The organism is Mesorhizobium sp. ORM8.1, from assembly GCF_053005525.2.
The window spans coordinates 2,118,899-2,134,103 of record NZ_CM132600.1 but is presented as its reverse complement, the minus strand read 5'-3'; the positions used below and the strand labels follow the sequence as shown (position 1 = coordinate 2,134,103).

7 protein-coding genes are annotated in these 15,205 nt (G+C 63.8%); 1 reads left to right on the top strand and 6 read right to left on the bottom strand.

Features of this window, described 5'->3' with window-relative positions; translation table 11 throughout:
• Positions 1–9: 9 nt before the first annotated feature.
• The 4 genes from ACVDG8_RS11090 to ACVDG8_RS11075 form a co-directional block, all read right to left on the bottom strand.
• On the bottom strand, positions 10–711 hold the full coding sequence (locus tag ACVDG8_RS11090; protein WP_447254748.1) for a thermonuclease family protein: 702 nt from the start codon (positions 709–711) through the stop codon (positions 10–12).
• 27 nt (positions 712–738) lie between these two features.
• On the bottom strand, positions 739–1,962 hold the full coding sequence (locus tag ACVDG8_RS11085) for an ABC transporter substrate-binding protein (RefSeq protein WP_447254747.1): 1,224 nt from the start codon (positions 1,960–1,962) through the stop codon (positions 739–741).
• A 274-nt stretch (positions 1,963–2,236) separates the two neighbouring features.
• Positions 2,237–2,605 carry a hypothetical protein gene (locus ACVDG8_RS11080; protein WP_447254746.1) on the bottom strand — a complete coding sequence of 123 codons (369 nt, stop codon included), beginning with the start codon at positions 2,603–2,605 and terminating at the stop codon, positions 2,237–2,239.
• A gap of 257 nt (positions 2,606–2,862) precedes the next feature.
• Positions 2,863–11,922 carry an Ig-like domain-containing protein gene (locus tag ACVDG8_RS11075; RefSeq protein WP_447254745.1) on the bottom strand — a complete coding sequence of 3,020 codons (9,060 nt, stop codon included), beginning with the start codon at positions 11,920–11,922 and terminating at the stop codon, positions 2,863–2,865.
• 322 nt (positions 11,923–12,244) lie between these two features.
• On the opposite strand from ACVDG8_RS11075, the gene ACVDG8_RS11070 reads away from it, so the two are divergent.
• Complete coding sequence (locus ACVDG8_RS11070) at positions 12,245–13,183, top strand: transglutaminase-like cysteine peptidase (RefSeq protein WP_447254744.1); 939 nt, start codon at positions 12,245–12,247, stop codon at positions 13,181–13,183.
• Positions 13,184–13,315: 132 nt separating this feature from the next.
• Here ACVDG8_RS11070 and ACVDG8_RS11065 read toward each other — a convergent pair whose 3' ends face one another.
• Both ACVDG8_RS11065 and ACVDG8_RS11060 read right to left on the bottom strand, forming a co-directional pair.
• Positions 13,316–13,894, bottom strand: a complete 579-nt coding sequence (locus ACVDG8_RS11065) for a ribbon-helix-helix domain-containing protein (RefSeq protein WP_455707683.1) — start codon at positions 13,892–13,894, stop codon at positions 13,316–13,318.
• Positions 13,884–15,173, bottom strand: a complete 1,290-nt coding sequence (locus ACVDG8_RS11060; protein ID WP_447254742.1) for an HlyD family type I secretion periplasmic adaptor subunit — start codon at positions 15,171–15,173, stop codon at positions 13,884–13,886. The genes ACVDG8_RS11065 and ACVDG8_RS11060 overlap by 11 nt, the downstream gene beginning before the upstream one ends.
• Positions 15,174–15,205: the final 32 nt, after the last annotated feature.

Sequence of the window (15,205 nt, the reverse complement as noted above, 5' to 3'; positions counted from 1 at the left end):
CCAATGCGGCTATTGGGGCGGGCCGAAAATACCCATTTGCGCGCCCTTGGCCACGGCCTCGGCCTTGGCGTAGATGCCGCTCGGCAGCGCCGTCGCCCAGCCGTTGGAAACGAGCCAGGCGCCGGCGTCCTGTCTGCCCAGTCTGCAGGGCGCGGCGATGGCAAAGCGCTCGGTGTCAGGCGGTACGAAGCAGTTCAGCGCTCGCCCGCGCAGCCATGAATTGAACGCGGCGCGCGCACGCTGCCCGCAGGGCCATGCGACATCGTGGAATGAACAGATCTTGTCCGGGTCGACGCCCCGGACCCCGCTGATCGCGAGACTGCGCCCCATTGCTTCGAAGGTCACGGATGATGTGGCGATCGGACGGTAGAGCAGGACCTCCCGCCAATCCTGCGGCATTGGCGTTTTCAAAGGCACGGCCAGGCCGAGATCGCCGAGCGGCGGGCGAGCCTCGACCCGTTCGAGCTGGTCAGTATCGAGCTGCGGCGGCGCGATAAGATCCTGGGCAATCGTGCGCGCCGGCGAGCGTCGTTGCGCGGGGATTGCGAGCATAATCGGCCGGTCGGGCTGATGAACCTCGTTGGATGGTGGCGTCGGCGTGGACTCGTCGACGGAAAGCGAACCCCTTGCCCGGACGATCAGCAGCGCGCCGGCCAGGAGCAGGACGCCTGCGAGCGCTACCGCGAGTTGGCTGCGGGCCAGAAAGACCATCAGTCCAAGCGAGAGCCCGAGGCCCGGTCAGTAACCTGACGTCGACTTCTCAACCAGTTTGAGCGCACCTTTCTGGACCTGATAAAACGGCATCGATCGTTCACTGGCCCCATCCGTTCGAAACCGAAACAGACCTGTCGATCCGCGAAATCCGCTCCGGTTCTCGAGGACCCGATTGCTGAAGCCGTCAGGCCCGACCGAGCTGGCAATCCCGGCGGTCAGCGCAACCATATCATAGGCGTAGGCGACATTGGCGTCGGCCGGATAATTGTAGGTCGACTTGAAGCGGTCGGCGATCGGGCCGGCTTCACTTGCGTCAAGCGTGGCGATGTAGGCGCCTTCGAACCCCGGTTCGAGCGGGCGTTCCAGCCAGCGGTTGGTCCCCACCACCGCGGTCGCTTTTCCCGGAATCCCCTTCGACTTCAACGCATCGAGTATAGCCGAGGGGCTGGCGCCGCCGCTGGCGATGATGACCGCGTCGGGAGCATCGACGACCGCCTGCATGTCGTTGACCACCTTGGTGCCGCCGTCGCTTGCCGAGTAAGGGATGGTGACCGCAAGCGCCGCGCCATAGATGCTGAGGCCGTTGGTCACTCTTTTTTCGACAGCGGCGGCGTCCGGACCGGCCGCGACCAGCAAAACGAATTTCTTGCGGCCCTTCGCCGCCAGGCCAGCGGCTCCGGCTGCCGCACTGTCCGCTTCGCTGAGGCGCACCGCATAGACACCCGGAGCGCCGGCGAAATCGTCAGCCAGCGCCAGCACCGGCGGATGGTTCGATCCCGACAGCTTGGCAAGGTGCTGGGCTGACGGCAGCTCGACCGGGCCGATGACGGCCTTCGCGTCCGTGGTGATCGCCTTCACCGCCAGCTCACTGGCAAATGCGCTATCGCCTTTGGTGTCTTCCACCGTGAGCGTCAGCAATTTGTCGCCGAGATCGGCCATCGCCAGCTTGGCGCCATCGAGCATCTTCCTGCCGGTTTCCCCGGCGATCCCCGGGGCCGACAATGGCAGCAGCATGGTGATCTTGGTCGGGCCGGCGCCGAGTGATTGAGCGCCTTTGGCCGGCGCGGTTGCCACAGCGCCGCCTGGCGCGGTTGCCGCACTGCCGGCCGGCGCCGATGTTGCCGCGATCGCGGCCGGGTCGAGCGTGTCGGAAACGCTGCTTTTCGACTGGCATCCCGACACGATCGCCCCGATCGTGAGGGCGATCGCCCACGTCCACGAACCGTGGACCTGCCGGCCATCCACCATGGATATCCCCAACCCCATATCCCAGCCGGGTATCTCCCGGTCTGATCGTCACTTCATCTTACGCTAAAGCAATTGCAGGAAAAGTGTAAACGGTTTCCGTGCGGAATTGCGTCAAAACAAGAGTTAGAGCAGTTCGCCGTTTCTATGAAACGGTGAAATGCTCCAGACTTGCCTCGCCGTCTTTCGAGACCGGATGCTGAAGGTGCCGGTGAGTGGCCTCGACCAGTCTTCCATCGGCTGTCATGCCCAGCCAGCCGACGGCTTCATATTGCGCTTACTGCATGTACTCGACCATGCGATCGTGGAAGCACTCGCACTTGTTGAGCGTATCTTCGTCTTTGTAGTTCGTCTTCAGGTAGCCGTAGGCCATGCCGCAGGCAACCTTGGCCTCCGAGGCCCAGACGAAGGCGGGCCGGGACGAATTGATCCATTCCGAGCTGTTGGCGACGGCGACCGACTCGTCCATCAGTTTCACCACCTGGGCCTTGAGGTCGACGATGTTGTCGTTCAGCACCAGGTTGGATGTGCCGGCGGTTCGGCAATAGTCGGCCACCGGTCCCCCGATAATGTCGGCTGCGAAGCCCGTCGATCCGGCCAGCAACAGCGCCGCGGCCGAAGCCAGCAATCTTGCACAACGCTTCATTTAAGTCCCTCTCCAAACTTCAATTTTATGCCTCGCTAATACATAGCATGGAGCACAGTTGCGTACTGTGCCACTTAAGCCACAGTCATCGTCGTAAGGGACGGTGCCCGCATCTGTCTGGGCCGCCTATCCCGTCGTCTGCTTCAGCCAAACGGTCAGGCAACCAGAGGCACAGCTTCACACATTCTTAGATCAGGTTTCGCCGAAGGGATATTTGTTTCCCTTCGGCGAAACTGATTGATCGCCGCGCATGCATCTTATGGCACAGCCACACTCGCTGCGTGATGCGCGTCGTCATATACAATATTGATTGTATGGGAGATGCCCGAGTAGGCCGTCAAAGTTGCCACTTCGACAGTCGAGCCGCCGTGGGTGACGTCGATGTGGATGTTTGTCCCGTCGTTGGTCGCGCTGAGGCTACCGAGTGCCTGCGTCTGAGTCTGGCTGCCGCCGAAAACGGCATCCAGGACTTTGCTCAAATCGACAATGTCCCCCTCACCGGAGTGATAATCTGCGATCAGGTCATGGATTCCCACGTGGGTCCACGTAGCGGCATTGATGACGAAGGTATCTGCGCCGGCGCCACCGGTCATGTTGGTCTGGCCGCTGCCGGCGATCAGGGTATTGGCATTGGCATCGCCAACCAGAATGTCACCATCATGCGAGGAGCCGATCAGGTTCTCTATCCCCGTCAACGTGTCACCGGTCGCTGCTCCGCCGTAAATGTGCGTCAAGAGATTGACCTGGACGGAACCCGCCGCGTTTGAGAAGTCCACCGTGTCGTTGGTTCCGTTCCCCGTAAAAGTGTCGTGCCCGTTCGCGCTTGCGGCAAAAACGTCGTTCGTCCCCGACAGTTGGTATCCGGGAGCGGTGTGGGTGCCGACGAGGGATACCGAGAGATTGCTTGCGCTCGAGGCTATATCGCCATCGCCATCGGTGATAGTTGGAGCGAAGGTCAGGCTTGTATCGGTCACCGTCACTTTCTCGTTATAGCTGACGGATGTGAGGCCAACCGTGGTCCCGGTGTTTACAACGTCCATCTCTGAGAAACCACCATACGTCGCGACAAAGCTATTGAATGCTGCCGTGGCGCCAGTTCCAGTCCAGTGGGCCGCGTCGACTATGAAAGTTGCGGCATTCCCCGTCAGCGTCTCGGTCAAAGAGTGTGTATGCGAGGAATCCCAGATATAAACCTGGAAGCTGTCGGTTGATGTCGGCGAATAGACGCCAAACGACGCGTAAATTTGTGCTGTGCCGAACTTGAAACCAACAACCTCGCCGTTGTCAAAGTTGGCATTATTTACCCCAAAGCTGTGATTGTTTGAATTCACATATCCCAGCGTAAACGTGTCGGATGCCGGTATATAATTGGTGCCCCCCTGGATCAGAACGTCGTAGCCGGACGGCGGGGTGCCGCTGCCAGTGCTGGAGGTTGTCCCGTTGACTTCAGCCCAGCCGCTATGACCAGCCGAGATGCTCGTCAGATCAGTGCTTGCCGAGGCTTGCAGCTGGTTCGATGCGAGATGGAAATCGTATGTGCCATCCGTCGCCATCGTAAGTGTGAAAAACTGATCACTTGCCAGTCCCGACTGCGCGCCCGCCAGCGTCTGATACGCGAACATTTCCGAGCTGTGGGTTGTCGCGTCGTAATGCGTGTACTCGTAGAATGTGTAGGCCGCCCCCGTGGTCGGAGTGACCGTGACCTTGTTGATTTGCTCGCTGGTTGCGCTGGTCCCCACATTATTGCTGAACGCATAAGTCTCGCCAGCGGGCGCGGTGCCCATGGCGATCCCGATCGCGGTCGCCGCACTGGGGCCGTCCGCGCCGAAGATAGGCTGCCATGAACCGTGGGCGTCGGTATTGCTCACGTTTGGCATGACGGCGCTTTGAATGGAGAGGATCTGGGGAACGTCGTCGAGCGCGTTGACGGTGATGGTGTTGGTGGTCGTGTTGCCGACGCTGTCCTTCACCTGGTAGGTGAAGGTGTCGGCCAGTTCGCTCGACGAGCCGTTGATCACCGGGCTGGTCAGCGTGTAGGTGAACGTCCCGTTGCTGTTGAGGATGATCGTGCCGTGGGTGCCCGTCCCCGAGCCCACCAGGCTGTAGGTGTCGGCGCCGACCCCGCCCGAAGCATGTCCGACCAGGGTTGCACCGCTCGTCACGTTCGAACCGTTGCCCGCCAGCGAACCGACCACCGGCAGACCCGCCTCGTTCACCGTCACCGTGTCCGGCGTCGCCGCCAGGCCCGAGGCGTTGACCGTGATGGCCAGCGTCGTCGTCGAGGTGTTCCCGTCGCCGTCCTTGATTGTGTAGACGAAGTTGTCCACCCCGCCCACATTGGGCTTGGCCACATAGCTGTAGCTGCCGTCCGCGCTCAGCGTCAGGTCGCCATAGGTGCCGTGGATCACCGAACCCACGCCGCTGCTCAGCGCCGTCGCCGTGTTCGTTCCCGCCGCAACCCCGACGACACCGCCGCCCGCCGCATAACCATCGGCGCCCGACTTGTCGTTGCTCTCGACATTGGCCCCCACCGTCTGGCCCGAGATCAGGCTGTTGGTGTCAGGGGCCGCCACAGGCGCGTCGTCGAGCGCGTTGACGGTGATGGTGTTGGTGGTCGTGTTGCCGACGCTGTCCTTCACCTGGTAGGTGAAGGTGTCGGCCAGTTCGCTCGACGAGCCGTTGATCACCGGGCTGGTCAGCGTGTAGGTGAACGTCCCGTTGCTGTTGAGGACGATCGTTCCGTGGGTGCCCGTCCCCGAGCCCACCAGGCTGTAGGTGTCGGCGCCGACGCCGCCCGAAGCATGCCCGACCAGGGTTGCCCCGCTCGTCACGTTCGAACCGTTGCCCGCCAGCGAACCGACCACCGGCAGACCCGCCTCGTTCACCGTCACCGTGTCCGGCGTCGCCGCCAGGCCCGAGGCGTTGACCGTGATGGCCAGCGTCGTCGTCGAGGTGTTCCCGTCGCCGTCCTTGATTGTGTAGACGAAGTTGTCCACCCCGCCCACATTGGGCTTGGCCACATAGCTGTAGCTGCCGTCCGCGCTCAGCGTCAGGTCGCCATAGGTTCCGTGGATCACCGAACCCACGCCGGTGCTCAGCGCCGTCGCCGTGTTCGTTCCCGCCGCAACCCCGACGACACCGCCGCCCGCCGCATAACCATCGGCGCCCGACTTGTCGTTGCTCTCGACATTGGCCCCCACCGTCTGGCCCGAGATCAGGCTGTTGGTGTCAGGGGCCGCCACAGGCGCGTCGTCGAGCGCGTTGACGGTGATGGTGTTGGTGGTCGTGTTGCCGACGCTGTCCTTCACCTGGTAGGTGAAGGTGTCGGCCAGTTCGCTCGACGAGCCGTTGATCACCGGGCTGGTCAGCGTGTAGGTGAACGTCCCGTTGCTGTTGAGGATGATCGTGCCGTGGGTGCCCGTCCCCGAGCCCACCAGGCTGTAGGTGTCGGCGCCGACCCCGCCCGAAGCATGTCCGACCAGGGTTGCACCGCTCGTCACGTTCGAACCGTTGCCCGCCAGCGAACCGACCACCGGCAGACCCGCCTCGTTCACCGTCACCGTGTCCGGCGTCGCCGCCAGGCCCGAGGCGTTGACCGTGATGGCCAGCGTCGTCGTCGAGGTGTTCCCGTCGCCGTCCTTGATTGTGTAGACGAAGTTGTCCACCCCGCCCACATTGGGCTTGGCCACATAGCTGTAGCTGCCGTCCGCGCTCAGCGTCAGGTCGCCATAGGTGCCGTGGATCACCGAACCCACGCCGGTGCTCAGCGCCGTCGCCGTGTTCGTTCCCGCCGCAACCCCGACGACACCGCCGCCCGCCGCATAACCATCGGCGCCCGACTTGTCGTTGCTCTCGACATTGGCCCCCACCGTCTGGCCCGAGATCAGGCTGTTGGTGTCAGGGGCCGCCACAGGCGCGTCGTCGAGCGCGTTGACGGTGATGGTGTTGGTGGTCGTGTTGCCGACGCTGTCCTTCACCTGGTAGGTGAAGGTGTCGGCCAGTTCGCTCGACGAGCCGTTGATCACCGGGCTGGTCAGCGTGTAGGTGAACGTCCCGTTGCTGTTGAGGACGATCGTTCCGTGGGTGCCCGTCCCCGAGCCCACCAGGCTGTAGGTGTCGGCGCCGACGCCGCCCGAAGCATGCCCGACCAGGGTTGCACCGCTCGTCACGTTCGAGCCGTTGCCCGCCAGCGAACCGACCACCGGCAGACCCGCCTCGTTCACCGTCACCGTGTCCGGCGTCGCCGCCAGGCCCGAGGCGTTGACCGTGATGGCCAGCGTCGTCGTCGAGGTGTTCCCGTCGCCGTCCTTGATTGTGTAGACGAAGTTGTCCACCCCGCCCACATTGGGCTTGGCCACATAGCTGTAGCTGCCGTCCGCGCTCAGCGTCAGGTCGCCATAGGTTCCGTGGATCACCGAACCCACGCCGCTGCTCAGCGCCGTCGCCGTGTTCTGTCCCGCCGCAACCCCGACGACCCCGCCGCCCGCCGCATAACCATCGGCGCCCGACTTGTCGTTGCTCTCGACATTGGCCCCCACCGTCTGGCCCGAGATCAGGCTGTTGGTGTCAGGGGCCGCCACAGGCGCGTCGTCGAGCGCGTTGACGGTGATGGTGTTGGTGGTCGTGTTGCCGACGCTGTCCTTCACCTGGTAGGTGAAGGTGTCGGCCAGTTCGCTCGACGAGCCGTTGATCACCGGGCTGGTCAGCGTGTAGGTGAACGTCCCGTTGCTGTTGAGGATGATCGTGCCGTGGGTGCCCGTCCCCGAGCCCACCAGGCTGTAGGTGTCGGCGCCGACCCCGCCCGAAGCATGTCCGACCAGGGTTGCACCGCTCGTCACGTTCGAACCGTTGCCCGCCAGCGAACCGACCACCGGCAGACCCGCCTCGTTCACCGTCACCGTGTCCGGCGTCGCCGCCAGGCCCGAGGCGTTGACCGTGATGGCCAGCGTCGTCGTCGAGGTGTTCCCGTCGCCGTCCTTGATTGTGTAGACGAAGTTGTCCACCCCGCCCACATTGGGCTTGGCCACATAGCTGTAGCTGCCGTCCGCGCTCAGCGTCAGGTCGCCATAGGTGCCGTGGATCACCGAACCCACGCCGGTGCTCAGCGCCGTCGCCGTGTTCGTTCCCGCCGCAACCCCGACGACACCGCCGCCCGCCGCATAACCATCGGCGCCCGACTTGTCGTTGCTCTCGACATTGGCCCCCACCGTCTGGCCCGAGATCAGGCTGTTGGTGTCAGGGGCCGCCACAGGCGCGTCGTCGAGCGCGTTGACGGTGATGGTGTTGGTGGTCGTGTTGCCGACGCTGTCCTTCACCTGGTAGGTGAAGGTGTCGGCCAGTTCGCTCGACGAGCCGTTGATCACCGGGCTGGTCAGCGTGTAGGTGAACGTCCCGTTGCTGTTGAGGACGATCGTTCCGTGGGTGCCCGTCCCCGAGCCCACCAGGCTGTAGGTGTCGGCGCCGACGCCGCCCGAAGCATGCCCGACCAGGGTTGCACCGCTCGTCACGTTCGAGCCGTTGCCCGCCAGCGAACCGACCACCGGCAGACCCGCCTCGTTCACCGTCACCGTGTCCGGCGTCGCCGCCAGACCCGAGGCGTTGACCGTGATGGCCAGCGTCGTCGTCGAGGTGTTCCCGTCGCCGTCCTTGATTGTGTAGACGAAGTTGTCCACCCCGCCCACATTGGGCTTGGCCACATAGCTGTAGCTGCCGTCCGCGCTCAGCGTCAGGTCGCCATAGGTTCCGTGGATCACCGAACCCACGCCGCTGCTCAGCGCCGTCGCCGTGTTCGTTCCCGCCGCAACCCCGACGACCCCGCCGCCCGCCGCATAACCATCGGCGCCCGACTTGTCGTTGCTCTCGACATTGGCCCCCACCGTCTGGCCCGAGATCAGGCTGTTGGTGTCAGGGGCCGCCACAGGCGCGTCGTCGAGCGCGTTGACGGTGATGGTGTTGGTGGTCGTGTTGCCGACGCTGTCCTTCACCTGGTAGGTGAAGGTGTCGGCCAGTTCGCTCGACGAGCCGTTGATCACCGGGCTGGTCAGCGTGTAGGTGAACGTCCCGTTGCTGTTGAGGACGATCGTTCCGTGGGTGCCCGTCCCCGAGCCCACCAGGCTGTAGGTGTCGGCGCCGACGCCGCCCGAAGCATGCCCGACCAGGGTTGCACCGCTCGTCACGTTCGAGCCGTTGCCCGCCAGCGAACCGACCACCGGCAGACCCGCCTCGTTCACCGTCACCGTGTCCGGCGTCGCCGCCAGGCCCGAGGCGTTGACCGTGATGGCCAGCGTCGTCGTCGAGGTGTTCCCGTCGCCGTCCTTGATTGTGTAGACGAAGTTGTCCACCCCGCCCACATTGGGCTTGGCCACATAGCTGTAGCTGCCGTCCGCGCTCAGCGTCAGGTCGCCATAGGTTCCGTGGATCACCGAACCCACGCCGCTGCTCAGCGCCGTCGCCGTGTTCTGTCCCGCCGCAACCCCGACGACCCCGCCGCCCGCCGCATAACCATCGGCGCCCGACTTGTCGTTGCTCTCGACATTGGCCCCCACCGTCTGGCCCGAGATCAGGCTGTTGGTGTCAGGGGCCGCCGTCGGATGGTCGTCGACCACGTCGATCGTCAGGGTGCCGGCTTTTGTCTGGCTGTCCAGATCCGTCACCGCGATATCAAAGCTTGGGGTGGCCTCGGGGTCCGCCCCCGGCGTGGTGCTGTGATAGGCGTCCGTCAGCGTGTAGGTATAGTGGATCGTGCCGTTGAGCGTGCCGTCATAGGTGTAGTAGGCGTTCACCGTGCCGCCCGTCGTCGGGTCCGTGAACGTTGTCGGATGCGCTGGATCGCTCGACAGCGTGTTCCCGCCCAGCGAGACCGTGCTCACGCCATCCTGGGAGGTGAAGCCGATCGTGCCGCTCGTCGCGTTCGAACCGTCGTGCAACGAACCGGTCGCCAGCCCCGCCTCGTACACGATCGCACCGGCAGAACCCTCGGTCGGGATCGTCCCCAGCGTGACATCCCCCTTTGCGATATCGACCGTCAGCGTCGTGTGCGACAGGTCGCCGTCGCCGTCCTCGATCGTGTAGGTGAACACGTCGCTGTGGCCGCCGGCCGTGTTCGCGTCGCGAACATAGTTGTAGCTGCCGTCCGAGTTCAGCGTCAGCGTGCCGTACAGGCCATGGATCGCATTGCCGACATTGGCGTCGATGCCGCCGAGCGTCGTTCCGGCCGTGACGCCGACAACGCCATTGCCGGCCTTGCCGTCCGCGCCGAACACGTCCACGTTCGTCATGCCGGCGGCCGGAGCGGTCTCGCCAACACCCGTCAGCACGTTGCCGCTGATCAAGGCATGGCTGCCCGACGCGACGCTGTTGGCGTCGGTGTTGGCCACCGGCGCATCGTCGACGACGTTGATCACCAGGCTGCCCTGCGCGGTGTGCGGCACCGCGTCGGCATCGATCACCGTGACCGCAAAGGTCGGCTGCGTCTCGGTGTTCTGCCCTTGGGTCTGGGTCGGGTCGAGATAGTTGTGCTGCAGCGTGTAGCTGTAGTGGATCGTCCCGGTGCCGGCGGTACCGTCATAGGAATACCACGCGCTCACCGTGCCGGTCGCGTCGGTGAACGACGTCGGATTGGCGGGATCGCTCGACAGCGCATGGCTGCCCAGCGACACCGAACTCACCCCGTCGGGAGAGGTGAAGGCGATCGTGCCGCTCGTCGTCGTCGCCGTCAGGCCGACGCCCGAGCCGTTGGCCAGACCCGCCTCGTAGACGATATCGGCCGTGCTGCCCGCGTCCGGCGTGTTGGCGCCGATCTGCGGCGTCCCTGCCGCGACGTTGATCGTCAGCGTGGTGTGCGCCAGATCGCCGTCGCCGTCCTTGATGGTGTAGGTGAACGTGTCGCTCACCCCGCCCGGCGAGCCGGCGTCCCGCTGATAGGTGTAGCTGCCGTCCGAGCCCAGCGTCAGCGTGCCGTACAGGCCATGGATCGCATTGCCGACATTGGCGTCGATGCCGCCGACCGTCGTTCCGGCCGTGACGCCGACAACGCCATTGCCGGCCTTGCCGTCCGCGCCGAACACGTCCACGTTCGTCGTGCCGGCGGCCGGAGCGGTCTCGCCAACACCCGTCAGCACGTTGCCGCTGATCAAGGCATGGCCGCCCGACGCGACGCTGTTGGCGTCGGCGTTGGCCGTGGGACCATCGTCGTGGAAGCTGGCACTGCCGCCGATGTCGGCCGAGGCGCTGGCCGTGTGGCCGCCGGAATCCGTCACGGTTGCGGTCAGCTTCACCAGGTTTGACGCCAGACTGGTGGCATCGTCCGGCGTATTGGGCAGATCGTCCTGATGCACCGCGCGGTCCTGCGTCAGCGTCACCACGCCAGTTGCAGTGTTAACGCTCATCGTGAAGACCAGCGCGCCACCGGCATCGCCGACATGGGCCTCGACCGTGTTGCCGTTGAGCACCAGCACCACTGCCTCGCCGGTGGCGCTGTCGATGAGGTTCGACGTCTCGCCCTGGGAAGTGACGCTCAGGCCGTAGCTGATCGCGGGCGTGCCGCTGCCCGGCACCACCGTGAATATGCCGGCAAAGCTCAGCGTGTCGGTGGTCGAGCCGGCGGGGCCGGTGTGCGAGCCGTCCGGCAGGAAACTTTCGTCCACGTTCAGCGTCGGAGGAGCACCTGTCAACGAGATCGTTGAATCCTTCTCGACCAATCCCGGAAACAGTTCGCGGGTTTCCGGATGGCCGAACGCCAGATCCGTCGGCGGCAGCAAGGCCGAAAGGCCGAATCCGTCGCCGATCCCGCCAGCGGGAACTTCGAAGTTGCCGCCGGCGCTGCCCGGGGCGGAAGCCGATCCGGCCGAAATCGAGCCGTCGGCGCCGAAGGCGACATCGACATGGCTTGCCTCGAGCGCCGCCAGCAGCGCAACGCGCGGCACCTCGACGTCGCCGATGATGAAGGTTGGCACGTTGAGGGCGCCGTCCTTGATGACGATGACGGTGCCGTCGGCTTGTTCGAGCAACAAATTGTGGCCGTCGACCTTGATGTTGTCGATGGAAATGCTGGCGGGCAGTTTGACGATGTGGTTGGCGTCGGCGACGTATTCGTGCGGAGCGGCCGGCGCATTCGTTGCCGCTGTTTTTGCCGCCGGAGCTGCCGGCTGAACGGGCGCGCCGCTGCCGACATCGACCGGTACCGGCTCGGCGGCCGCCGGCTGGGCAGCCTGGGCAACCTGGATGCCCGCCTGCGTCGGCGAATTGTTGTGTTCATAAGAGACGGAATGCTCGTCCCAAGAACTCGATACGGTGTCCAATTCGTTACTGGTCGTCATCGCCAAACCCCTCCGGCATTTCCCGGAAAGAGACAGGGGCCACCTCTGCTTTGCAACCATCCCGCAAGCATTTTCATATATTATAATATGTCTGCTCAGGCATTTTTTACACGTGGTAAACCGCGAACATATAACCTGATATACGTACGCCTGAGTTCCGGTCTTTTGTGCATTGCTCAACGCTCGCGGATGATAAACAGAAGTATAAATTTGAATAAAATTTTACGAAAATAAAGTGTTGTCGCTTATATGAAACTTATCCACCTTCATTTCCAGTAACTTGAGACAAGATTGGTAGCGTCCACAGTCAAAGGTGGGCGTTATGACAAAAGAAAAATCTGCCCTGGGGATAACCGGGCTCAAACTGCTCCTGCTGGCAATCGGCATCACCGGCCTGCCGCAACCGTCATCGGCGAGCGCCGTTGCGGGCGGCCTCGACCCTGTCGAGATGTCGCTGGCGAAGGTCGAAACGCCTTTCGCGCTCGGCGGTGTTTCGCTGCTGCGGCCTAAGCCTTGGCAGCCTGCCTCCGCCTACACGATAGGCATGGCTTTCGACAGTTACAGCATTGCCGCTATCGATCAGGAAGGCGGCGCTTCGGCGGCGCAAGGCAATGCCGGGATCGACCCCATCCAGACGGCGGCGATCATTCCCGGCGTGTTCGGCTCCGTCGCTCTGTCGATGAACAATTTTCCCGTCTCGGCGCGCTGGGCGCCGGTCTACAAGGCAATTGTCGACTGTACCGCGGGCAGTGCCTGCGATCGCAAAGACAGCATCTTTGCCGCGATCATCGATGTCGCCAAGGACAAGCGCTTCATCGACAAGCTGTCCTTCGTCAACGCGAGCATAAACCGCGCCATCGCCTACAAGAAGGACAGCGTCGTATACGGCAAGCTCGACTACTGGGCCAAGCCCTCGGAAATCCTCGAGCACCGGGCAGGCGACTGCGAGGATTTCGCCATCCTCAAGATGGCGGCGCTGCTGCGTGCCGGCATTCCGGCGCAGAGCATGTCGCTTGTCGTCCTGCAGGATCGCAAGCGCGGTTTCTTCCACGCCGTGCTGTCGGTCAGCACCGGTAGCGGCGTGTTCATTCTCGACAGCCTGAGCAACGTCGTTTCGCGCGACACCGATCTGCCGGACTACGTGCCGCTCTATTCGTTCAGCACCGACCGCGCCTGGATCCATGGCGCCAAGGCCGGCGCGGCACAAGTCGCCGACATCAAGGGCGGCCTTGCGACGGTCGCACCCGGCGAGGGCCTGTAACGGAGCCGGTCTTCCGGAATTGCGTGAAAACAAAGCGATAGAACGGTTCGCCGTGAAACGGTGAAACGCCCTAGCCGCCGAAGACGAACGCCATCAGGAGTTCCTGCTCGATCACCGGCGCCCGCACCGCGCTCAACTGACCCCGGTAGCGGCGGTCGCCCGCGCCGATGACGAAACCGGTCGCCACAGGTGTTTCGCCATTGGCATCGAGCCGCGCGAAGATATCGGCGACATTGAGATCCAGCGCCAGCTTGAGATCGGGCGCGTGTCGTCGTTTGACGTGACCGGCAACTGACGCCGGACCAGCTGCTGGAACGGCGCGTTGAAGGTCAGGATTTTCTTCGACGATGCCAGCGCGAAAGCCGGCGAAGGGCAGGCGAGAAGGATGGCATTGATCGTCTTGATCGACGCCAGCTTTTGCAGGGTCGAATTTTCGTCGGCCAGCCCGCGCATGCAGGCCACCCGGATCGCCGATGTCAGGTTTCCGGTGTGGGCATGGCTCTCGGCGATCTCGTCGATCAGCGAGCCGATGGTGCATTTACGGTTCTCGGCCATCTGCTTCAGCGCGGTCCAGAAGGCCCGCTCGAGGCGAATGCCGCGCCGTACGCCGCCACGCGCCACGACGCGGAACTCCAGCCCGAAATCCTCGGTCGCCAATGGCGGCAGCAGCCGTTCGCGCGCGACGGGAGGAGAGATAGTGCTATCGCTCACTCATCGCCTCCTCGCGCGCCTTGTTGATCGGCTTCATCAGATAGGTGAGGATGGTCTTGCGTCCGGTCTTGATGTCGACCGAACAGATCATGCCGGGGATGATCGAATAGGTCTTGCCGTCCCGCGCCAGTGTCGACTTCTCGGTGGCGACGCGCACCTGGTAGTAGGGCTCGCCCGTCTTCTGGTCGACGAGGCTGTCGGCGGTGATGTTGGATACCTTGCCCGCGATGCCGCCGAAGATCGAGAAGTCATAGGCGGTTATCTTGATCAACGCGTCCTGGCCCTGCCGGATGAAGGCGACATCGCGCGGCGAGACCCGCGCTTCGACCAGCAGCGTCTCGGAGGTCGGCACGATGCCGGCCACCACGGCGCCCGGTTGCACGAAGGCGCCGAGGGTGTTGACGTCGAGCGTGTTGACGATGCCATCGACCGGAGAGCGGATGTCGGTTCGCGCCACCTTGTCGGTAGCGCCGCGAATGGTCTCGTCGACGACCGAAATATCGGCCAGCGCCTGGGTCAGGTCGCCCAGCGCTTCCTGCTTCAGCTGCAGGCCGAGCTCGTCGACCTGCAACTGCGCTTCGGTGATGGCCGCCTGGCTTTTCTTGATGGTCTCGCCGGCGAGGTTCAATTGCCCATGCAATTCAGTTTGCTCGCGCTCGACGCGGAGCTGCTCGGTCCTCGCCATAAGGCCTTTCTTGACCATGGCTTCGACCAGCGTCGTTTCCTGGTCGCTGACCGCAAGGTTCTTGGTCAGGCGATCCACATTGGCATTGGCTTCGTCCAGCTCCTTCTCGCGCTGGTCGAGGCGCGACTTCAGAACCGAAAGCTTTACTTCAAAATTGCCGCGGCGCGCGAGCAGCAGGTTCTGCTCGTTGTCGCAGATTTCGGGCGCCACCGTCTGGATCTCGGAGGGGCAGGGAAACGCACCCTCGATAGTGCCGCTCTGCTCGAATTTCAGTCGCGCGATACGCGCCTGCAAGGCGCGCGCCTTGGCCTGCTGCTCGCCGAGGCTGGACGTGTTCATCGTGTTGTCGAGGCGGATGATCAGGTCGTTCTTCTTCACGACCTGTCCGATTTGCACGGCAATTTCCTGGACGACGCCCGGTTCGCTGGCCTGGATGACCTGGGTCTTGGAGGCCGGTATGACCTTGCCGTCGCCGCGCGCGATCTCATCGACCTCTGCAAAAGACGCCCATGCGACGGAGCTCGCAAAAAGCGCTCCGATGATGAATATGGAGGCCGACGCGAACAGCGGCGGCCGGTCTTCCCTGGCAAGCATTTCCCGAGCCCCAACGCTTTGAATGCAATAGA